Raw genomic sequence first — 21,930 nt, 5'->3', positions numbered from 1 at the left:
TTCTACCACTTCGGCGCGGCGGTAATCATCCAATGGATACCGAATTTATCGGTCAGTTCGCCGAAGAACAAGCCGAACGGCTGCAATCCTATCGGATATTTTACGTTGCCGCCAACCGCAAGCTTCGCGAACGCCTCGCTGGCTTCGGTTTCCGTCGGGAGTTCCAAGGCCAGCGAGATGCCTGTTCCCGGAGTAAACGGTTCGATCGCATCCGCCATGAAGATGGCATTCCCTCCGGCAACAAGCACGCACATATGCATGACTTTGTCCTTGAATTCATTTTGCGCTCCCATCAGATCGCCATGAGTACTAATGGACGCAATCTCGCCGCCAAGCGATTGAAGGTAGAACTCCGCTTGCGATCTAGCATCCTCCGAGGTAATGAAAGGCTTCAAATTCCCCATTTTCAAACATCCTTTCAATGAAAGTCGTTAGAATCGTATATGCATAATGTACCATAATGGCAATTGTCGCGTTTCTTATCGATTGCTATACGTTAGGCTTATGAAACAATTATTCCTGCTCCAGAATGAATGCCTCCCGGTCCCGGATCGTCCTTCGGAGTCCATTGGCGATGTCCCGGGTGATTTCTCCTACCTCGTATAGCCTTTGAACCGTATCTCTCTCCGCCTGGATAGCTATCCAATGCAAATCTCTTTTGACTTCATCGTTTCCTTCGTTATATCCTTGCAACGCCGGATAAGGCTTGGATAACTTATCTTTGATTAGCTTGTAATGCTTAAGAATATCCGTAGCCTCGTTCTTATCGGGGCCTCTGCATAATTCCTCGTAGGAATCCACGACCGCGCAGCTTGTCCGGAACTTAATCGTTCTAAGCGCTTCCCGATCGGCTCTCGACAGCTTGGCCGCGAGCCTCGAATCCTCCTTGTACAGCATTCCCTTGATCGCCCTGACCGTGGATCTTAGGATGACGTACCAGAGATGCGACGACCTGGACAAGGCCATCTCCAACTGCTCCAATCCTCTTAAGAACATAGCGGCGTGCTCCTTGCTTATTTCGCCGTTTGCGAGCAAGCTACGCGTTTCTTCGCGTTCTATGGCCAGAGCGCCGAGACGCAATCCTTCCTCTTTGCCGGGCATGAGACGATATCCGTAATTAGGCGCTCCGGGCTTAAACTCTCTGATCCACCGGCTATAATCGGTGAGGACGGCCGAAGATTCAGCTTCGTTCGTTTCGTCCCTAGCCTGCTTGACCGCCAGAATGGCGGCGCTCATCATCTTAATCTGCCCGTGGCGCTCCATTTGTTCGCGCTCGGCTTCATCGTTAATTCCGTCTTGCTTGGCTAACAGCGGGAGAGCGATACTCGCGGTAATCAACGAGAACAGAATGATGACCGCCGCCAGGAAAATGACCAAGCTCCGCTGCGGAAAAGGAGCGCCGGTTTCCACGATCAGGGGGATCGAGAAGGCGCCCGCCAGCGTTATGGCTCCCCTGACGCCGGATATTGAAGTCATGGCCAGGATTTTGAAGGAAAACTTCTCTTGGCCGATGGAGCCTCCGACGATTTTGCCGCCTTGCGAGAACGCCCATGTCCATAGAAACCGAAGCACGATCAGCATGGCGAAGATGATCAAGGCATAACCGACGACCTCGTAATTGTTGAAATCGGGACTCGAAAATATCGTATTGAATACGTCGGGAATTTGTAAGCCTAAAATAACGAATACGAGCCCGTTCAATAGGAACAGAATAACCGACCAAGTGTTGTCCGACAGCTCGTTCGCGCGCGGTTTGGCCTTGTTGGACCGGTCGCGTTCGACCGCATGCATGACGCCCCCGGCAACCGCGGCCAATATACCCGACAAGCCTAGTTCCTCGGCGGTTAAATACAGGGCGAACGGAGTTAATATATGAATGAGCATGTGCATCGTCTCGTCTTCAAGACCCGAACGGCGCAGCAAGTAGCGTATTCCGGTGATGGAGGAGGCTAATAGGGCACCGACGACTAAGCCTCCGATGGCGATTATGACAAAGCTTAAGCTAGCTTTGGGTAACGAGAACACGCCGGTTACCGCGGCCGCCGTCGCGAATTTGAAGGCGACGAGGCCGGAGGCGTCGTTCATCAGGGCTTCCCCTTCGAGCAAGTGCATCAGGCTCTTGGGCAAATGGATTCTGCCCGCCAACGCGTTAACGGATACAGCATCCGTCGGGGACAAAATGGCGGCAAGCCCGAATGCGACGGGGAGCGGAATAGAGGGAATCATCCAATGGATGCCGTATCCAATAACGAATACCGTCGTGAAGACAAGGCCAACTGCGAGTAGGAGAATGGGAGCGCGAAGACGCCAAAGCTCGCTGCGGGGCGTTTTCTTGCCGTCGTTATACAGAAGCGGAGCGATGAACAGCAGGAAGAAAAGCTCCGGTTCGAGCGGCATGTGAACGCCGGACGGGAGGAAGGTTACGGCGCTCCCGAGCGCGATCTGAATAAGGGGCACGGGCAGGTACGGAAGCTGACGATTAATGACGTTGGATATTCCGATGAGAGCAAGGAGAACCAGTATCGCTATGAAGAGTTCCATCTAGAGGTTGTTTCTCCTTTCAAGAAGGGGCGTGACGGATTTCAGTCCGGCAGACCCCTTATGTTACCCGTTAAAAGCGCATTCTCTCAAGGATCGAATAGTTTGCGGACTTTTGTATAATTGCCATGCGAGAATTAAACCATACAATATTCAGCGAACAAGTGTTGACACATTTAAACGTAATAATTACAATTAACAAACGAGGATTTACTGTAGCGGCAATCGTTCGGTCCATTCGATGACCTCACATGAATTATAATCGTAATTATTACATTTTAGTATAAGAGGGCTGATATATGCTTAAGTTTGTTTTGCGTCGATTGTTACATACCGTTCCGGTTTTGTTCGGCATTTCGATCCTTTCATTCGGATTATTGAGCATCGCGCCGGGCGACCCTGCGGAAATCTTGCTCCGCTCCGGCGGCATACAGCCTTCGGAGGAAGAGATCGTCGCGGTGCGGGCGGAGATGGGTCTCGATAAGCCTATCTACGTGCAATACGGACTATGGCTATGGCGATTGCTTCATTTGGATTTGGGGATCTCTTATAGCAGCGGCAGACCCGTGATAAGCGAATTGCTTGACAGATTCCCGGCTACGATTGCTCTTGCGGCTTCGGCCGTTACGATTTTGTTGATAATCGCTTTGCCGTTAGGTGTGGCATCGGCGAAATATCCGGGGAGCTGGATCGATATATTCGGGAGAATTCTAACGCTGATTAGCGCTTCGATGCCTGGCTTCTGGATAGGATTACTGTTTATTTATTACGGAGCCGTACGGTTGAAGCTGTTCCCGGTGACCGGAATGGACGGATTCTCAAGCGTTTGGTTGCCCGCGCTTACGCTTGGTTTCGGAATGTGCGGAACGTATATCCGGCTAATCCGGGCAGGAATGCTAGAAGCCCTGCGACAAAGCTATGTACGATCGGTGAGGGCAAGAGGTATAAAAGAGAGCGTTATCGTCGGATCCCATGCGTTACGTAATGCGTTTCTTCCGGTATTGACTCTGTTCGGCGTTCAGTGCGGTCATTTGCTTGGCGGATCGGTTGTCGTAGAGACGATCTTCGCTTGGCCGGGCATCGGCAAGTATGCCATAGACGCTATATTTATGAAAGATTACATCGTTATTCAAGGCTATGTTCTATTAATGGCGCTAATCGTCGTCGCCGTTAATTTCTTGGTGGATATCGGATATACGCTATTGGATCCGAGAATTCGTCTGGGCAAATCACTTTAAGGAGCATGGCAAAATGAAACGGAAAACCATTTCATGGAGAGCGGTATCCTTATGGACCGGTGGAAGCCTCGTTGCATTAGCCGTGTGCGTGGGCATCTTCGCGCCTTACCTTACGCCATCGGATCCGCTGCTTATTAATCTGGATATCAGATTAAGCCCGCCTTCTTTGCATTATCCGCTCGGTACCGATCAAATGGGACGTTGCGTTTTGTCCAGATTGATTATGGGCACGCGGACGTCGTTGTTTTATTCCATGCTCGCGTTGGGAGCCGCTCTATCCATCAGCGTGCCGTTAGGATTGCTTGCGGGGTTCGCCGGCGGCAGGACGGATCGTTTCATAATGAGAACGATCGATATGCTGCTCGCGTTCCCGAGCCTGATTTTGTCGATAGCGATTACCGGATTATTGGGGCCAAGCTTGGCTAACCTGCTTCTGGCTTTCGTTCTGGTGTGGTGGGCCGGCTATGCCAGAATCGTTCGCGGCATCGTCATGCAGATCAAAGAGAAGGATTTCATTATGGCCGCGCGGTCCTCCGGCGGTTCGCCGACACAGATCGTACTGCGCCATATTCTCCCGAACGCGGCCAGGCCGATGCTCGTGCTTGCTTCGCTCGAAATCGGTACGATCATGCTCTCGATTTCGGGATTATCTTTTCTGGGCTTAGGGTCTCAGCCTCCGACGCCGGAATGGGGAGTCATGCTGAACGACAGTCGACCTTACATGCAGACGATTCCTCGGCTGATGCTGTATCCGGGTCTCGCGATCATGACGGTGACGATCGGATTTAACTTGCTTGGCGAGGGACTGCGGAAGAGAGACCGGATCGAAACATAGAAAAAACGAAGGAGAGAAAAGAATGCACTCAGGGAATACATTGCTGAGCGTAAGGCAGCTAAGCATCGAGTTCGATCGGGGCGATCGTACCTTCGAAGCGGTACGAGGAATCAGTCTGGACGTAAAGGCCGGATCTATCGTCGCGTTGATCGGGGAGAGCGGCAGCGGGAAGTCCGTTACGGCGCAAGCCGTTTTCGGTTTGCTCGAGCGGTCCGGAAGAGTAACTGCCGGCGAGGCATGGCTTGGAGACGTAGATTTATTAACGCGAAAGCCGGGGGAGCTTCGCCGAATTCGAGGGAGAGACATGGCGATGATCTTCCAGAACCCGGCGAGTTGCCTGAATCCGGCGTTCACGATAGGTCATCAAATGATTGAAACGATTGTCCATCATCGACGAGTCTCCCGAAGGGAAGCGAGAGATATCGCTCTCGTTCAGCTCGAGCAAGTCGGGCTGGCGGAGCCGGAGCGGCTGTTGAGGCGTTATTCGTTCCAGATTAGCGGCGGTATGTGCCAGCGGGTGATGATTGCTCTGGCTCTAGTCTCCGGAGCGCGCCTGCTTATAGCGGATGAACCGACTACTGCGCTGGACGTCACCATACAAGCGCAAATATTGGATGAGCTGGACAGGCTTCGACGGGAGAGAGGGATCGGCATCCTTCTGATTACCCATGATCTGGGGGTCGTCGCGGAGTTGGCCGATTTCGTATACGTGATGAAAGAAGGCGAGATCGTCGAATCCGGCGACGTTTACGATATCTTTGAGCAGCCGAAGCATCCTTATACACGCGAATTGCTGGACAGTCGTTTCCTATATGAGAGATCGATGGAAGAGTCCCCGTCTTCGGATAGGAGGGGAAACCATGCTGCTCGAAACCGCAGATTTATCCAAGATTTACGAACATCGAAGGAGGTGGTTAACCAAAGCTGAGAAAGTAGTAGCCGTCGATCGCGTTTCGTTGCAGATCAAGCAAGGAATGACGCTTGGTCTTGTCGGGGAAAGCGGCTGCGGCAAAACCACCCTCTCCAAGCTCTTGCTCGGCTTGGAGCCGGCAACGTCCGGAAGGGTGACGTTCGACGGAATCGACATTACCGGTTGGAGCGCCGGGAGGATGAGACCTTTGCGATCGCGGATGCAGCTTGTGTTCCAGAATAGCGTCGCCACGTTCGACCCGCTATTTACGATTGAACGGATCGTGGCCGAACCTCTCGATAATAACGGAAGATTGTCCGTCCGGGAGAGAAGGAGGGCGGTGATCGAATGGCTTAGCCTGGTGGACTTGGACGGGCAAGTTCTGAACCGTTACCCTCATGAACTGAGCGGGGGACAGCAGCAGCGGGTCGGGATTGCCCGGGCTCTGGCGTCGCGGCCGGAATTGCTCGTCTGCGACGAGCCTTTCTCGAGCCAGGATTTCATGCATCGAAAGACGATGCTGCAGCTTCTTCTCAGGTTGAAACGGCAATTGAATCTTACGTATTTATTTATTACCCACGATTTGTCCCTCGTTCCGGAGCTGTGCGACGAAGTATCCGTCATGCATCGCGGCAAAGTGCTCGAAACCGTTAAGGGAGATCGGATCGCTGCGGATTGCAACCATCCTTACACCCGCGAATTATGGAATGCCGTACCGGCATTAAATCCTCGCGACAGAAAAATCAGGTTTTAGCAGAAGGAGATATTCCCATTGAAGAAGAGATCAAGAATGTTTCGAATACAAATCGGTTGGCTTACGGCAGCCTTGGCGACGATCGTGTTATTGTCGGGCTGCGGGTCGAATGAAACGGCCGCTAATGCACCCTCATCCTCGTTGCCGTCGCAGGATGCGAAAACGGATGTCGACAAGCAGGTAACGGTGGCGGTGGCTGCGGATCCGGCCTTAGATCAATTGGATGCCGGAGCCTATAAAGGAGCTATCGAGGTGCATCCGATGGTATACGATAGCTTGGTAGAGTACGGCGAGAAAGGAAGCATCGTTCCATCGCTCGCGGAGTCCTGGGACATTTCCGAAGACGGAAAAACGTATACGTTCCATTTGAGGCAGGGAGTCGTCTTCTCCGATGGTACGGCGTTTAACGCGGATGCGGTGAAGTTCTCCTTTGATCGCTGGATTGGCGATCCGGCCAATTCATCGTTAAACGTGTCCAAAGGGCTGAAGGAAATCAAAGTGATAGACGAGGCGACGATTCGATTCGAGTTCGGCGAAGCCTACTATCCCCTATTGACCGAATTGACGTTTGCCCGTCCGGTTCGAATCATTAGCCCTACCGCCGTCGAACCGGCAGGCGATCCGAAGGGGAAATTCGCGAAACCGATCGGAACGGGCGCCTGGGTCGTCGATAGCTACGAGAAGGATCAGGAAGCCGTGTTGGTCCGCAATCCGAATTACTGGGGCGAAGCGCCTCGTCTATCAAAGATTATTCTGAAGGTTATACCGGATGCGCAGGCTCGGGTTCTCGCGCTGCAGAGCGGCTCGGTCGATATTGCCGGCGGCCAATCGGGCAAGATTCCCGCCGAAAATCTCGAGCTCTTGAAATCGGACGACAAGCTGTCCATTCAACGGTCAGCGGGGACGAGCTCGCATTTTCTAATCTACAATTACGATCGTGCCTCTCTTCAGGACGTCAATGTGCGTCAAGCTATCAACCTAGCAATCGACAAGAAGGGCATTGTCGACAAGCTGCTCGAGGGAGCGGGTTCCGAAGCGCATGGCTTATTTCCGTTGACGGTTCCTTACGTGACGGAGAGCAATAACGAATGGTACGGATACGACGAAGATCGGGCGAGGCAACTTCTGCGGGAAGCAGGCTATGCGGATTCCGACGGGGACGGGATCATGGACAAGGACGGCAAACCGTTGGAGCTAAGCTTAGTGCTGCAACAAACCGAATATCCCGAATGGAAACCGATCGCGGAATACGTTCAAGCCCAACTGCTGAAGGCGGGCATTCGAATTCGGCTGCGCATGCTCGAATCGAATGCTTATTACGATGCGCTATGGACCAGCAGGGAGTATGATCTGATCATTTACCGAACGTATTCCGATGCGTACAATCCGCATGCTTTCCTCCTATCCTTGTTTCATTCGACGGGCGATACGCCGGCGGTTGCCTGGTCCGATTCGCTGTTGGAATCGCTTATAGATGAAGCGGTGGCCTCAACCGACATCCGACAAAGGCAGGCGAAGTACGATGCCTGGTTTAAGCGGGCAAGGGAACAAGCCATCTATGCGCCGTTATATTATCCCGACGACATCTACGCGGTGAATAAGCGAGTCAAGAATTTCAAGCTCGGCTACGCGTCTTTCTCCCCGATTGTTTGGAACGAGCTTGATGTTTCGAAATAAAACGACTATTCAAGAGGGTGGTGACGGAAATGCCGCTAAAGGACATATCCGATTATTGGACCTCCGGAGCCGCAAGTTACGATAAGGTCGTAAAATCGCAGCTACATAATCGACGATCGGTGCGGATTTGGAGAGAGCTTCTGCAGGAAGGGTTGGGATTGCATAAAGACCGGCGCGTGCTGGATGCGGGAACCGGACCCGGATTTTTCTCCTTGCTGCTGACTGAAATGGGGCACCGGCCTACGGCGGTCGATGCCTCGCCCGGCATGGTCGAGACGGCAGCCCGCAACTTTCGGGAAGCGGGAATCGACGTGCCGGTCTATGAAGGGGATACCTCGGATTTGTATCGCGAGAGCGACGATTCCTACGATGCCGTCGTTTGCCGGGACGTCGTATGGACTTTGCCGGACCCGGCTGGCGCCTATGCCGAATGGCATCGCATTCTGAAGCCGGGTGGAAGGTTGGTCGTGTTCGACGGCAATTATTTATTCGATGAGCGGAAAGATTTAAAATATAGGCTATGGTTTGCGTTGTCTTGGGTTCTCATCTTGTTGACGGAGCGAAGAATGGGTAGACGGACCAGAAAAGATCGGTCGTCGTTAGACCGACTGCCTTTCACGCAGGTGTTACGTCCCGAAGCGGACGAGACAGCGCTCGAGAAGCTGGGATTCATCCTCGAGACGAGCAGGCGCGATTATTTTCCGGGATACAGACGGTCCTTGCAATATCTGAAATACGGATATCAAACGGGCGTAAGATTTATGATCGTAGCAAGGAAAGCCGAGACCGGCCGGAAGCTTTAATTCCGAATCCCGCGGACTTATTAAGATTAAGTAGCAACCTCGCCTTATATTTGTTAGTATACAGTTGATATTTCAATGTTATTGACATTTAAGAGTCGAGGGGATAGCCGGATGAAGTCCCAAGCCCATAAATCGGAACGAAAACCATTGCTTTACGTGCAAACGGCCGAGAAGGTCAAAGAGGAAATTCGGCGCAGGAAGCTGCAACCTCACGATCCGGTTCCTTCGGAAGGCGAATTAGCCAAGCTCTATTCGGTCAGCCGAATGACGACGAAGCTTGCGTTGGAAATTTTGGCGAAGGAAGGAACCGTCTACCGACTGGCGAGAAGAGGCACCTTCGTGTCGGGTAATCAACCGCATGCGGACATGGACGAGCCTCCCGCGGTAGCGATCTCCGCCGCTACGCGAACCGCAAAGAAAAGAATCGCGATGGTATTTCCGAATATGGACGATTATACGGCGAGCATTATCGCTTCCGCGGAAGTGGAGGCAAGGAAAGCCAATTGCCATCTAATCATTCGAATTTCGATGGATAAGGAAGATGAAAGCGAATGCCTGCAGGAGCTGTACGATGACGGCATTGACGGCATTATTTTGTACCCGCGGGGCAGGAAGACTTGCAGCGAGAAGGTGCTCGGGATGATCCTGCTGCATTACCCCCTCGTCATCATCGACCGGATCTTCAGGGAAGTTCGCATCGATTGCGTATATCACGACCATTATCAAGGGACCTATAGCCTGACCGAGTACTTGATCGATAAAGGCCATAAGGAGATCGGCTATATTTCGATGGCGTTCGATGGAGTGACGAGCAGGGAAGATCGTTACAAAGGCTACGTACAGGCGATGCTTGACCGTAATCTATCGATTAACAGCCCTAATATTTTACTGCATTGCACGGAAGAGTACATGGATAACCTGAATGCTGCCAACCCGCAGCTGGAAGTTTATCTTAGGAGTAATCCTTCCTTGACCGCGGTGGTGTGCACGGACGATTATTTGGCGACTTCTTGTCAATACACGGCTTTCTCCTTGAACAAAACCGTTCCCGAACAGCTATCCATCGTCGGCTTTTCCGATATTCAACTCGCAAGCCTGCTGCCCGTTCCTTTGACGACCGCCAGGCAATCGACGGAGCAGCTGGGACAAGCTTCGGTCAAGCGACTTCTTAAGAGAATGGAGAACTCGAGAGAAGGCGCCATTACGATTAAATTAAATACATCGATTGTCGAACGCGGATCCGTCCGCGATTTAAAGGCGGAGTAGGAATTTTTGAAGAACGCCGATAGACGTCCGGACTGTTAACCGTTGCCTCATAAGCAACGGTAACAGCCGGGCGTTTTTTTGTTGTATTCGTTCTGCGTTACTAGGTAATGAATCAAGGTAAGTAGAATGGTAATCATCGCTATTCAACCAAATGAGCTATTTTTGAATTAAAGTACGATGAAGAACATCACTATGGATCGGTTTTTGGAAAGAAGTAGAACAAAGTTAGAACAATAGTAATGAAAAAGATCCTTATCTAACTTACAACTTGAACTTTATTTACAAGTACGATGAAAGACATCGTTATTGGAAAAGTATGGTCTTTACCCGAGATGACTCCTGATAGCTTACTAAGCAGGTAACTCAGTCTTCGCACGATCTTACATTTAATTACAGAAACGATTTACAAAATTAACAATTCTCTCAGTGAGTAAATATATCATTGACATATCTAAAGCAAGAGCGATCGGCGCAATCAAGCGGGGAGCTTTATCGGAGGCATAAACCTTATTGAATCAGCATATTTTACTAGTTTATATTGCGTTAACCCGTTTACAAAATTAATGAAATCGAGGTGGACATGTTAACAAAATTAATAGTTCGAAATCGTTGTATATGTCAATGGCATACCATATTCTGAAGCTATGCAACTGGTATCCGCTAACGTGAAATTAAACTTCATGCAGAGGAGATTGGTTAATGAGAATGCTGAAGAAAATGTTTTCCGTCGCGCTTGTTACGACAATCGTAGCCTCGACGATCGCGGTTGGTTCGGAGGAAACGAGCGCGGCTGGACAGTCCCCGGCAACGGTGTACAAGGACGTCGATTATATGGGAACCGCCATGGAATTATCCGTCGGCTTCTACAACGTGAACGAGCTCGCGGCCGTCATCGGAAACGACAAGATTTCTTCGATCAAGGTAACGCCGGGTTATAGGGTAACGCTCTATAAAAATTATAATTACGGCGGCGGATCCAAGATATTCACTGCGGACTCCGCGTGGGTGGAAGATTTCAACGACCAGACGTCCAGTCTCAAAGTCGAAGCGATCGGAACGACTCACTTGCCGGTTACGGCTTACTCGGATGCTACCTACACGGGGACCGAACAGCCATTCGATGTCGGTAATCATGATGTGAGCACCTTGCAGTCCGGCGTTGGCAACGATCAAATCTCTTCCCTGAGAATCGCGCCGGGCTATAAAGTAACCTTGTACCAGAACTACAATTTCTCCGGCGGCTCTAAAGTATTAACCGCCGACACGATGTACGTGGACGACTTCAATGACGACGTATCCAGCATCAAGGTTGAAGCCATTTCGCCGTTGGATGCGACAAGCGTTGCCGTTCCCGGCAATTCGTACAGCGAAGTCGCTAAACGCCAGTTATTACAGACCTTCGCTCCGAGGATTTGGTTTGCGCAAGGAGAAGATTACTTCCCGTCGTCCGTGGAATTTACCTTCCCTTACGTGGATCGTTACTTGAACGCCAACTCGGGTAAATACGAGTTCAAAACGAAAACGACGCTTGATCCGTTAACGCTTAAGCTGCCTTACTTCGCAGGCGATTTGGCCAATGCGCCTATCTATGCGTTCTGGGTAGAGAAGGAGTATAACAACGTCGATTTCGTATACTTCCAATTCACGCCTTACGACTTAGGCAAGAACGTGCTTGGCACGGAAGTCGGCGACCATGTCGGCGATTGGGAACGAATCACCGTCAGAATGGCTAAATTCGTAGATAACAACACGAGCTACTTGAAGCCCGTGCAAGTGTACTATGGATCGCATTCATTCGGAACGACCTACAGATGGGACGAAGTGAACAAGATCAACGGAACGCATCCGGTAGCTTATTCCGCGGAAGGGTCGCATGGGATGTGGAAGGACGCGGGAGTCCATGTATATCAGGAGTTGGTCATCGATCAACTGACCGACGTCGCGAATCAAGGAACGGCATGGGATACGTGGAACAACATTCAGGCGTTCCAGTATTACCCGAACCAAGCGACGGGCAACGGTCTCGGAAACGCTTGGCCGACTTGGTTGAACAAAGACTACACGAATCCGGCCGGCGGCGCGGTATGGCGCTTCGGTAATCCGCAAGTCGGCACCTTCTTCGGCCAACCGCTGTTTGCCGAAGGCCCGTCGGGACCGCAAGAGAAAACTTCATTAACCAGCGATATTCTGCTGGATTAATAGATAAATTTACGTAGAGAGAGTGGAGAGTTACTGTGAGCAAAAAGTTAGGGTTAGCAAGCGCTGTGTTGTTGCTTGCCATGACGGCCATTATGGGCTGCACGGCAAACAACAACGCGGCACCGACGAACAGCGAAAGCGCGTCGCCATCGGAATCCGTTTCACCCTCGGCTTCTCCATCCGCTTCAACGGCGGGCAGCGGAGACTACAAAGAAGCTCCTATGCTTCAAGAATTAGTTAAAGCGGGAACTCTTCCGGCCGTCGACCAACGTCTCCCGGTTAAAGCCGATGTCATGATCGAGCCGGTATTCGAGTCCATCGGTAAATACGGCGGAGAATGGCGCAATCCTTGGAACGGTCCGGACGACAAATGGGGCATCGAGATGATGACGGAAGAGCCTATGTTCCGCTTCAAGCAAGACGGCTCCGGCGTAGAGCCCAACGTGGCGAAAAGCGTTGACGTGAACGCCGATTCCACGGAATTCGTTATTCATTTGCGCCAAGGTATGAAATGGTCCGATGGTATGCCTTTTACCGCGGACGACGTCGTTTTCTACTGGGAGCACATGCTGATTCCGGAAACGTTCGGTAAAGCTTTATACGATTGCTACTATTCTATCGATCCCGCAACGGGAGAGAAAGAAAGAGCCGAAGTCACGAAAGTGGACGATTACTCGGTTAAAGTCGCTTTCAAGCATTCCAGCGTACAATTCCTGGAGCGTCTGACCATCGATAACAAATGGTTCTTCGCGCCGGCTCATTATTACAAAACGATTCTTCCCGAGTTTATCGGCGAAGACAAAGCGCTTGAAGTCGCTAAGGAATACGGCTTCGCGGATACGAAGACGCTTGGTCAATGGACAGGCTATTACTACTGGTTATACCCTCAACGTCCTACGCTTCGCCCATGGGTAGCCACGAATGACGCCACCGGCAACCGGTTCATCATGGAGCGTAACCCTTATTACTTCAAGACGGATGCGGAAGGTCAACAGCTTCCATACATGGATCGTATCGTATTGGATAAAATGCAAGACCCTAGCCACAAGCTGGTAGAAACGTTAGCGGGTAATGTGGATATTAGCCAGTTTAGTTTCGCCGATTACACCGTACTTAAGGAAAACGAGCAAAAAGGCGGGTATCGCGTTATCCCTTGGACAACGCCGAACTGGTCCAGCACGGGGGTTCAATTGAACCAAACGGCGGAAGATCCGAAGCTCCGCAAGCTATTCCAGGACATTCGTTTCAGAGAAGCGCTGTCCGTCGCCGTTGACCGCAACGAAGTGTCGGAAATTATTACGAGCGGAGTCGGCGTGCCGGCGCAAGCTGCCGTACCTGCAAGCCTTCCGGGTCACCAAGACGGATGGGACAAGCAGTGGACGGAATTCGACGCGGCGAAAGCCGAGAAGCTCTTCGACGAAATCGGCTTGAAATGGGACGGCAATCATAAATACAGAACGTTCGACGACGGCTCCAACCTGTCCTTGTTGATTTACGAGGAAAAGGGTTCGGATGACGAAAAATTCATCGAGTTGCTTAGAAAGTATTACGATCAAGCCGGTATCAAGACGGAATTGAAGATCGTCGACCAAGGCAGCTACTTCGACCTGAAGTATGCGAACAAAATCCCGGTTGCGGTTAAAACCGTATCGTTAGTGGACGTAGCTTTAAGACCGGATGAGCTTGTGCCTTTGCGCGTCATTACGCCTTGGTTCGGTCACTACGGCTTGTACACCTCTTCCGGAGGCAAAGAAGGCGTAAAGCCGGAAGGCGACGTCGCGCTGATTCTGGAATATTGGGATAAGGTGAAGTCCGCCAAATCCAAAGAGGAAATCACGAAGTGGAGCAACGAAATCATTAAGCTTCACCAGAAGAATCAATGGATGATCGGTTACACGGCCGCAACGCCTTACCTCACGGTCGTCAAGAACAACGTGAAGAACGTGCCTGCTCTCGTGAACGCCGACGAATTCAGAGGCATCGGAATTGCCCACCCGCAACAATTCTATTTCGAATAATTTTTATACGAAAATGATGGGGGAGCTTGTCCTCCCCCATTTTTTTGCGTAGTGAAGAGAGGAACTCCATGTCTAGTTACATCGTGCGCAGATTGATCATGATGATTCCGGTCGTTATCTTAATTTCCATTATCGTATTTTTTATCATTCAGCTACCACCCGGAGATTTCATCAGCGGTTATGCCGCTAAGATGACAACGAGCGGGGAAGTCATGGATGAAGCCGCTCTTAAATTGTTGCGAGAATCGTATGGTTTGGATCAAGCCTGGTATGTTCAATACGGGAAATGGATATGGGGAATGATCAGCAAGGGCGATTTCGGTTATTCCTTAAACTACAACCGACCTGTTTCCTCGATTATCGGTCAGTACATGTCCCTGACGCTTGTCGTTTCCATTATTTCCATGTTGTTTACCTATGCGGTATCGATTCCGATCGGAATATTCAGCGCGGTAAGGCAATACTCCATTGCCGACTACATTTTTACGGCATTCGGTTTTATCGGCATGGCTACGCCGAATTTTCTGATGGCTATCATTTTAATGTATTTATCTTACGTTTATGTCGGCGACCCCATGCTCGGACTTTTCTCGCCCGAGTTTATCGATGCGGCCTGGACTTATGCCAAATTCGTTGATTTTTTCAAGCATATGATTATTCCCGTCATTGTTATCGGCTTGGGAAGCACTGCCGAATTGATTCGGGTAATGAGAGCCCAAATGCTGGACGAGATGGATAAACCATATATGTTAACTGCACGGTCCAAAGGACTTTCGGAGAGAAGAATCATTATGAAATATCCGGTGCGAGCCGCTATCAATCCGATCGTGAGCACGCTCGGATGGTCGTTGACCGCCGTCTTTACCGGATCGACCATTACGGCAATCGTACTCAACTTGCCTTTGCAAGGACCGGTCATGTACAGAGCGCTGCTTAGTCAGGACATGTACTTGGCGGGCACTTGGCTGCTTTTCATGGCGGTGTGCATCGTGCTGGGAACGTTGATTTCGGACATATTGCTCGTTTGGCTCGATCCTCGAATACGCATGAGAAAAGGAATGTGACGGATGAAAACGCGGTTAAGCGGCACAACCTCATGGTCGAGGCTGTTTTTCAGGAGGCCTGCGACGAATAACGCCGAGGAATCGTACTACGCGGCCTCGCATTGGAAGCTCATGCTTCGCAAGCTAATGAAACACAAGCTGGCCAGGATCAGCTTGTATGTACTGGCTATGATGTATTTGATGGTGATTTTCGCGAATATTATCGCTCCTCAAGGGCTGGACAGCTACGACAGCGAGAACTTAAATAGTCGGCCTTCCAAATTGCATTGGGTGGACCCGCAGGGGAACTTTCATTTTATTCCTTTCGTATACGGTCTGAAGTCGAGCCGCGATCCGGTGACGCTTAGAAAAATATTCGTCGAGGACAAACAGAAGTGGTATCCGATCCAATTTTTCGTTAAGGGAACGGAGTATAAATTTTTAGGTTTGATTCCGGGCAATGTGCATCTGTTCGGAGTGGAAGATCCGGGGCGGATTTTCGTATTCGGAACGGATAGCTTGGGCAGGGATTTGTTTTCCAGAATCGTGTTAGGCAGTCAGGTTTCTCTCACGATACCGCTTGTCGGCGTCAGCATCAGCTTTTTCCTTGGTTTGCTGATCGGCGGCATATCGGGGTATTTCGGAGGATTCATCGACACGGTCATTCAGAGGGTTATCGAAATTATTAGATCTTTTCCAACGCTTCCGTTATGGATGGCGCTTTCTGCGGCGATTCCTCCCCGGGTGCCTATCGTCCATATGTTTTTCTACATTACGATTATTATGGCTTTTATCGAATGGACGGAACTGGCGCGGGTCGTACGCAGTAAATTCATGGCGTTAAGAAACGAGGACTACGTCATGTCCGCGAGGATATCCGGCGTCAGCAACGCGAGAATTATTAGGGTTCATTTGGTTCCCGGCTTCATGAGCTATCTGGTCGTCACGATGACGCTCGCCATTCCGGCGATGATTATCGGCGAAACCGCGATGAGCTTCCTCGGACTCGGCATCCGGTCCCCCGCCGCGAGCTGGGGGGTATTGCTCCAAGAAGCTCAGCAGATGGAGAATGTGGCCTTATACCCGTGGAAGTTGATTCCGCTAGGTTTCGTAATTATTACTGTATTGGCATTTAACTTTCTGGGAGACGGCTTGCGCGACGCGGCCGATCCTTACAAATAATGAAACGCAATCTACTTGAGCGAGGAAGATTCGGATGAAGGCTGAAACGGCAACAGCAAAGCAATCGCAAGATCTGCTCCAGGTGGAAGAGCTGAACATTCATTTTCCGACGGATCACGGGATGCTCAAAGCGGTGAATGGCGTCAGCTTTAACGTATACAGAGGGAAAACGCTGGGTATCGTCGGGGAATCCGGGTGCGGGAAGAGCATTACGGGGAAGGCCATCATTGGTATTCAACCGAAAACCTCCGCAATCTCGGGCTCGATTAAGCTTGGAGACGTGGATTTGGTCAAGCTGAAGCGAAACGGACGGGAAATTCGCGCGATCAGAGGCAGCAAAATCGCGATGATATTCCAAGAGCCGATGGCGGCCTTTTCCCCGCTGTACACGATTGGCAACCAAATCATGGAATCGATACTGCTGCACCGCACGAAGAATAAGAAGGAAGCCGCGATGCTGACGGTCGATATTTTGCAGCGCGTGGGAATATCCAATCCCGAGAAGAGGTTCCATCAATATCCCCATGAATTTTCCGGCGGGATGATGCAGAGGGCGATGATCGCCATGGCGCTCTCCTGCGAACCGGAGCTGCTCATAGCGGACGAGCCTACGACGGCGCTCGATGTGACGATCCAAGCCCAAGTGCTGGACCTCATGAAGCAGCTACAGCGGGAATTCGGCATGGCAATCGTCTTTATTACCCACGATCTGGGCATCGTCGCGGAGATGTGCGACGAGGTCGCGGTCATGTACTTGGGTAAAATCGTCGAACAAGCGACGGTTCGGGAAATCTACAAAAATCCGAAGCACCCCTATACAAGAGGTCTGCTGCGGTCTATTCCTACGATCGGAAGCCGCAAGGAGCGGTTGGAATCGATCGAAGGAACCGTTCCTATACCGATCAATATGCCGCCGATGTGCGGATTCTTCGATCGTTGCCAAGATCGCATTCCCGGCGTATGCGACAAGCGGGAAGTACCGGAGACGCAGCTGTCCGACAACCATAGAGTCAGTTGCTTTCTGTACGCCGATACCGATAACGAAACGGAGATCCTGTCATGAAGGAACAGCCTATCATGCAAGTGCGCAACCTGGTCAAGGAGTACCCGGTCCATGGCGGCATCGGCAGAAACCGTCAAGGAGCCGCCGTTAAAGCCGTTTCGGATATTTCGTTTACGATTCGCAAGGGGGAAACCTTTAGCCTGGTCGGAGAATCGGGCTGCGGCAAAACAACGCTGGGCAGATGCTTGGTCAGAGGAATCGAAGCGACTTCGGGACAGGTTCTCTATTATACGGACGAGGGCGTCGAAGTCGACTTCCTGCAAGCGAAGAAGCAAGAATACAAAGCCATACGCCAAAATATCCAAATGATTTTCCAGGATCCGTATTCTTCCTTGAACCCGAGGATGACCGTCTACGACATTATCAGCGAGCCTTTGCGAGCGCTGTCGACGTTGACCAAATCGGAAATCGACGAACGGGTCGTCGAGATGGCAAGAAGAACGGGTTTGAATATCAGTTATTTGCGAAGGTATCCTCATGCCTTCTCCGGAGGACAACGGCAACGGATCGGAATCGCGAGGGCTCTTATCACGAATCCGAAGGTCATCGTGTGCGACGAGGCGGTATCCGCGCTCGACGTGTCCATTCAGGCGCAAATCATTAACCTGCTTAAAGATTTACAGCAGCAATATCAAATGACTTATGTATTCATCTCGCATGACTTATCCGTCGTAAAGCATATTTCGGACCGGATTGCCGTCATGTACTTGGGGAGAATCGTCGAGCTGGCGCCAACCGAGGAGCTATTCGGACAACCGAAACATCCCTATTCGGAAGCTTTGCTCTTGTCGGTGCCTAATCCCGATCCTACCGTTCGAAGGGAGCGGGTAATTCTCCAGGGAGAGGTGCCTAATCCGGCTAACCCGCCTGAGGGCTGTCATTTTCACCCGAGATGCCCTTACAAGACAGCACTTTGCGAGACATCTGCTCCTGAATTGAGGGATGCGGGCGAGGGGCGTTTGGTTGCCTGTCACCATGCCGATCAATTGAAGCTCAAGGGGATCACGGAGGCTATTCCGGTCTAAAAGAGAGCAGGATCAAAGTACGAGCAGGACCTTCCGATTCGCGGAAGGTCCTGTTCGTTTCGAATCGAAACATTGACGCCGGCAATCGGCGGAAGCAATAATATAAGCCATAGCAGTCACCCTAGAAAGTGGGGATAAGCGCGTGGCCTTCCTAAGAAAGCTATCCATTCGATCGCAGCTGATCATTCTTGCGGCGTGTACGATTATCGTCATCTTGATCGTTATTTTCCATAGCTACTCTATGATGTCCGGCATGGTGACGCGGAACCACGAGGCATACGTCGAGCAAACCGTCTCCGAAATCCGGAAGAACGTGACCTCCAACAAGGACGTCATCAATAGACTCATGCAAAATATATCCTACAACGGGGAAGTGCAGCGATTCCTTGTAGAGGGCAACGATTTGCTCAAATACGAGCAGTTCAAAGATTTGAGCGAGCTGTTGACGAATCAGAAGGAGCTGAAGGAAGGCATTCTGGATATCGTCATTTCCGGGGCGAACGGGGCATGGATCGATCTTAACGGCGGCAACCAATATGTAGCTTCCTTACAGCAAGAAGTTCCTCCGAAAGTAAATGCTTATTACGTCGGGATGCAGAAGTTCGGAAGCCTCTACGGCTCCGGCGAAGGCTTGATCTTCGCGACCCCGATCTATTACAAGGAGCAGGGCGATATGTTCAATCGTCTTGTCGGCACTCTGTTCTTCATCATGAATCCGAAAGCGCTTGCGGGAGAACAGGAGTATGCCTCGAAGCAATACAGCTCGCATATTTACTTGCTGGACAAGGATCAAAAGGTGATTACGAGCAATTCGGAAGAACCGGTGGGAAGTCTCTTGCAGGATATTCCCGAAGGGGAACAGAGCGACCCGAACGCGATGATCGAATGGAATAATAAAAAATACGTGATGCAGACGGTGAGTGTACCGGACATCGATGGAAGCATACTGAGCATGGCTCCCAAGGATGAACTTCTGGCCGACCTGCTCGATATCCGCAAGCTGGAATTAACGATTTTAGGTATTTGCCTATTGGTATTGGTGATTCCGTTCACGTTTATCGTCAATAATATTTTGCGTCCGCTCAAGAGACTCATCTTCTTCATGACCACCGTGAAAAGAGGAGATCTGCTTAAATTCAAGAAAAGAATCTCCTTGCAGGGCTATATGGAGATCAGCATTATGGCTACCGAGTTAAACAGCATGCTGGACGAAATCGACCACCTTACGCAGCGATTGCTGGAGACGAACGCCGAGCTGTACGGCATAGAGCTGGAAAAAAAGAAATCGGAGCTGGCTTTTCTGCGCAGCCAGATTAATCCGCATTTTTTATACAATACGCTGGAAGCGATCACGGGGATCGCCGTCGTGGAAGGTCAAAGCAAGATCAAAACGATGACGAGATCGTTATCGAACATATTCCGCTATAGCATTAAGGGGGGCGACGTTGTCCCCCTTCGCGAGGAAGTCAGAATGATCGAATCGTACGTTCAAATCCAGCAAATCCGTTTCGCCGACCGGTTCTCCGTTCATTACGATATTTCGGAGGAGGCGCTTGCCTTCGCGATTCCGAAAATGATTTTGCAGCCGCTCGTGGAGAACGCGATCTATCATGGCTTCGAGCCTACCTTAAAAGCAGGCGAGCTGTGGATCAAAGGCTCCATCGACGGGCAGGGTAAGCTATTCTTAACGGTCGAGGACAACGGAACGGGCATGGAGCTAAGCCGGCTAGAGGAGCTTCGGAACAGAATGTCGGCTTCCTCCTCGGCTATGCCGGAAGCGGAGGACGGGGGTAGCATCGGCCTAGTCAACGTGAATAACCGGATCAAGCTGATGTTCGGCCCGGAATACGGAGTAAGCATGGATAGCGTTCTTGGCGGCGGAACCCAAATCCGGCTAACGATCGCGGAAAGAAGGGAATCGGATGCGTAAAGTACTGATCGTGGACGACGAAAGCTGGGTCGTGGAAAGCTTGAAGGATCTTGTAGATTGGAACCAGTACGGCTTCGAGGTCGTCGCGCAAGCCCATAACGGAGCCGAAGCGCTGGAGGTCATCAAGGAGCTTGATCCGGATGTCGTCTTTACGGATATCCGCATGCCCGAGATGAACGGATTGGAACTGATTCAACGGGGCAGGAGCGTATCTTCTCGCATCCAATTCGTCGTCGTTAGCGGTTATGCCGAGTTCGCTTATGCTCAGAAAGCGTTGACTTTCGGAGCCGTGGCTTATTGTTTAAAGCCTTTCGACGAAATCGAGATTTCCGGCGTGCTCATGAAAATCAAAAAAACGTTGGACGGAGCCCAGCCGGTCCAGGACTTTTCCCTTATGCATCTCTTGGACGAACTCAGCGCGGAGAACCAGTCTAAGCTGCGGGAGGAATTCAGGAAGTTCCATCTATCGGATTGGAGCACGACGGGATTCGTGGCGGTCGTATCCGTGGGTCCGAGGGAACTGCCGGATTTCTACGAGCCCGTGCTCAAGCTGAAGATCGGAACCTCCAAAACGGCTTATTTATTCGGGGCGGGCGAGGTCGAATCGAGGAGAAGGAAATGGATCGATCATTTTCCTCCCGGAACCAAGGGCATCGGGATCGGCGCGATAACGACCGATCTAAGCGCCATCAAGGATGCGATCGCCATAGCGGACGTACTCGCGCACCAGTTTTTCGTGAATGCCCGAGCCGGAGTATTCGACGCTCGGTCTTATAGGCAAGACGAGCTGAATAAACGGATGCTGGATATGAAGGAAGCGATTCGCGACAAGGATCTGAAGAAGGCGCAGGTAGTATTCGATGAGCTCGAGAGCTTATTCTTAACGCATGAATTATCGGTTCGACACGCCTTTCAGGTGTACAACATGACGGTGTCGTTTCTGTTCGGACTCGGGCAATCGGAGAACATTTTATACAGCTACGAGCAATTGATTCAATCGTATCCGGATGTCTCCGCTATGCTGGATGAGCTTAGAAAGCTTACGGCGAGATATATGAGAAGCTCCGATTCGCCTTCCGTCGAAACGAAAAACCAAACCTTCAACGCCATCCTCCAATTCGTGACGAGCCACTTCAACGAGGATATCTCGCTGCAGGATTTATCGGACCAATTTTTCATGAATCCAAGCTATATTAGCCAGTTGTTCAAGAAGGAAGTGGGCGAGACGTTCACGGCGTATATCGCGCGGATCCGCATTGCCAACGCTTGCGAATTGTTGAACGCGGACAACCTCTCCGTCCATGAGATCGCGGAAAGAATGGGGTATCACGATTATTTTTACTTTACTAGGATATTCAAGAAAATAACCGGGAAAACGCCGACGCAATATCGCGAAGAGCATAGATAAACCGCTTTCATATGCATTATTTTTAGAAGTCATATGGACTA

Annotated in this window: 17 protein-coding genes; 15 read left to right on the top strand and 2 right to left on the bottom strand. The window is 51.0% G+C overall.

What is annotated here, in order from left to right; translation table 11 throughout:
• Positions 1-2: 2 nt before the first annotated feature.
• Entirely contained in the window at positions 3-404 is a 402-nt protein-coding gene (locus DFP95_RS10435) for a VOC family protein (protein WP_115992551.1), read from the bottom strand.
• A 109-nt stretch (positions 405-513) separates the two neighbouring features.
• Positions 514-2,541: a Na+/H+ antiporter gene (locus DFP95_RS10430; protein WP_115992550.1), complete on the bottom strand. Its 2,028-nt coding sequence runs from the start codon at positions 2,539-2,541 to the stop codon at positions 514-516.
• A gap of 296 nt (positions 2,542-2,837) precedes the next feature.
• Between DFP95_RS10430 and nikB the strand changes: the two genes are divergently transcribed.
• From nikB to DFP95_RS10355, 15 genes are all read left to right on the top strand, one after another.
• On the top strand, positions 2,838-3,776 hold the full coding sequence (nikB, locus tag DFP95_RS10425) for a nickel ABC transporter permease (RefSeq protein ID WP_115992549.1): 939 nt from the start codon (positions 2,838-2,840) through the stop codon (positions 3,774-3,776).
• A 13-nt stretch (positions 3,777-3,789) separates the two neighbouring features.
• Positions 3,790-4,611, top strand: a complete 822-nt coding sequence (nikC, locus tag DFP95_RS10420; protein WP_115992548.1) for a nickel transporter permease — start codon at positions 3,790-3,792, stop codon at positions 4,609-4,611.
• 22 nt (positions 4,612-4,633) lie between these two features.
• The gene (locus tag DFP95_RS10415; RefSeq protein WP_115992547.1) at positions 4,634-5,539 is read left to right on the top strand and encodes an ABC transporter ATP-binding protein; all 906 of its coding nucleotides are present in this window, start codon (positions 4,634-4,636) and stop codon (positions 5,537-5,539) included.
• The gene (locus tag DFP95_RS10410; protein WP_115992546.1) at positions 5,472-6,275 is read left to right on the top strand and encodes an ABC transporter ATP-binding protein; all 804 of its coding nucleotides are present in this window, start codon (positions 5,472-5,474) and stop codon (positions 6,273-6,275) included. Before DFP95_RS10415 ends, DFP95_RS10410 begins: the two co-directional genes overlap by 68 nt.
• 18 nt (positions 6,276-6,293) lie before the next feature.
• Positions 6,294-7,952, top strand: a complete 1,659-nt coding sequence (locus DFP95_RS10405) for a nickel ABC transporter substrate-binding protein (protein ID WP_245987520.1) — start codon at positions 6,294-6,296, stop codon at positions 7,950-7,952.
• Between the two features lie 29 nt (positions 7,953-7,981).
• Entirely contained in the window at positions 7,982-8,755 is a 774-nt protein-coding gene (locus DFP95_RS10400; protein ID WP_115992545.1) for a class I SAM-dependent methyltransferase, read from the top strand.
• A 111-nt stretch (positions 8,756-8,866) separates the two neighbouring features.
• Positions 8,867-10,021 (top strand): substrate-binding domain-containing protein, encoded by a 1,155-nt coding sequence (locus DFP95_RS10395; RefSeq protein ID WP_115992544.1) that lies wholly within the window; start codon positions 8,867-8,869, stop codon positions 10,019-10,021.
• 699 nt (positions 10,022-10,720) lie between these two features.
• On the top strand, positions 10,721-12,220 hold the full coding sequence (locus tag DFP95_RS10390) for a Vps62-related protein (RefSeq protein ID WP_115992543.1): 1,500 nt from the start codon (positions 10,721-10,723) through the stop codon (positions 12,218-12,220).
• 35 nt (positions 12,221-12,255) lie between these two features.
• A complete protein-coding gene (locus tag DFP95_RS10385) occupies positions 12,256-14,238 on the top strand; it encodes an ABC transporter substrate-binding protein (protein WP_245987518.1) in 1,983 nt (660 codons plus the stop codon).
• Between the two features lie 68 nt (positions 14,239-14,306).
• Entirely contained in the window at positions 14,307-15,302 is a 996-nt protein-coding gene (locus DFP95_RS10380) for an ABC transporter permease (RefSeq protein WP_115992542.1), read from the top strand.
• A gap of 3 nt (positions 15,303-15,305) precedes the next feature.
• Complete coding sequence (locus DFP95_RS10375) at positions 15,306-16,463, top strand: ABC transporter permease (protein ID WP_115992541.1); 1,158 nt, start codon at positions 15,306-15,308, stop codon at positions 16,461-16,463.
• Positions 16,464-16,497: 34 nt separating this feature from the next.
• Positions 16,498-17,526, top strand: a complete 1,029-nt coding sequence (locus tag DFP95_RS10370) for an ABC transporter ATP-binding protein (protein ID WP_115992540.1) — start codon at positions 16,498-16,500, stop codon at positions 17,524-17,526.
• Entirely contained in the window at positions 17,523-18,551 is a 1,029-nt protein-coding gene (locus tag DFP95_RS10365) for an ABC transporter ATP-binding protein (RefSeq protein WP_115992539.1), read from the top strand. Before DFP95_RS10370 ends, DFP95_RS10365 begins: the two co-directional genes overlap by 4 nt.
• 142 nt (positions 18,552-18,693) lie before the next feature.
• On the top strand, positions 18,694-20,481 hold the full coding sequence (locus DFP95_RS10360) for a sensor histidine kinase (RefSeq protein ID WP_115992538.1): 1,788 nt from the start codon (positions 18,694-18,696) through the stop codon (positions 20,479-20,481).
• Positions 20,474-21,889, top strand: coding sequence for a response regulator transcription factor (locus tag DFP95_RS10355; protein WP_115992537.1), 1,416 nt, complete (start codon positions 20,474-20,476; stop codon positions 21,887-21,889). Before DFP95_RS10360 ends, DFP95_RS10355 begins: the two co-directional genes overlap by 8 nt.
• Positions 21,890-21,930 lie beyond the last annotated feature (41 nt).

The organism is Cohnella lupini (genome assembly GCF_003386205.1).
GTDB lineage: Bacteria > Bacillota > Bacilli > Paenibacillales > Paenibacillaceae > Cohnella > Cohnella lupini.
The sequence above is the reverse complement of the archived record's forward strand: the minus strand, read 5'-3'. Positions and strand labels throughout refer to the sequence as shown.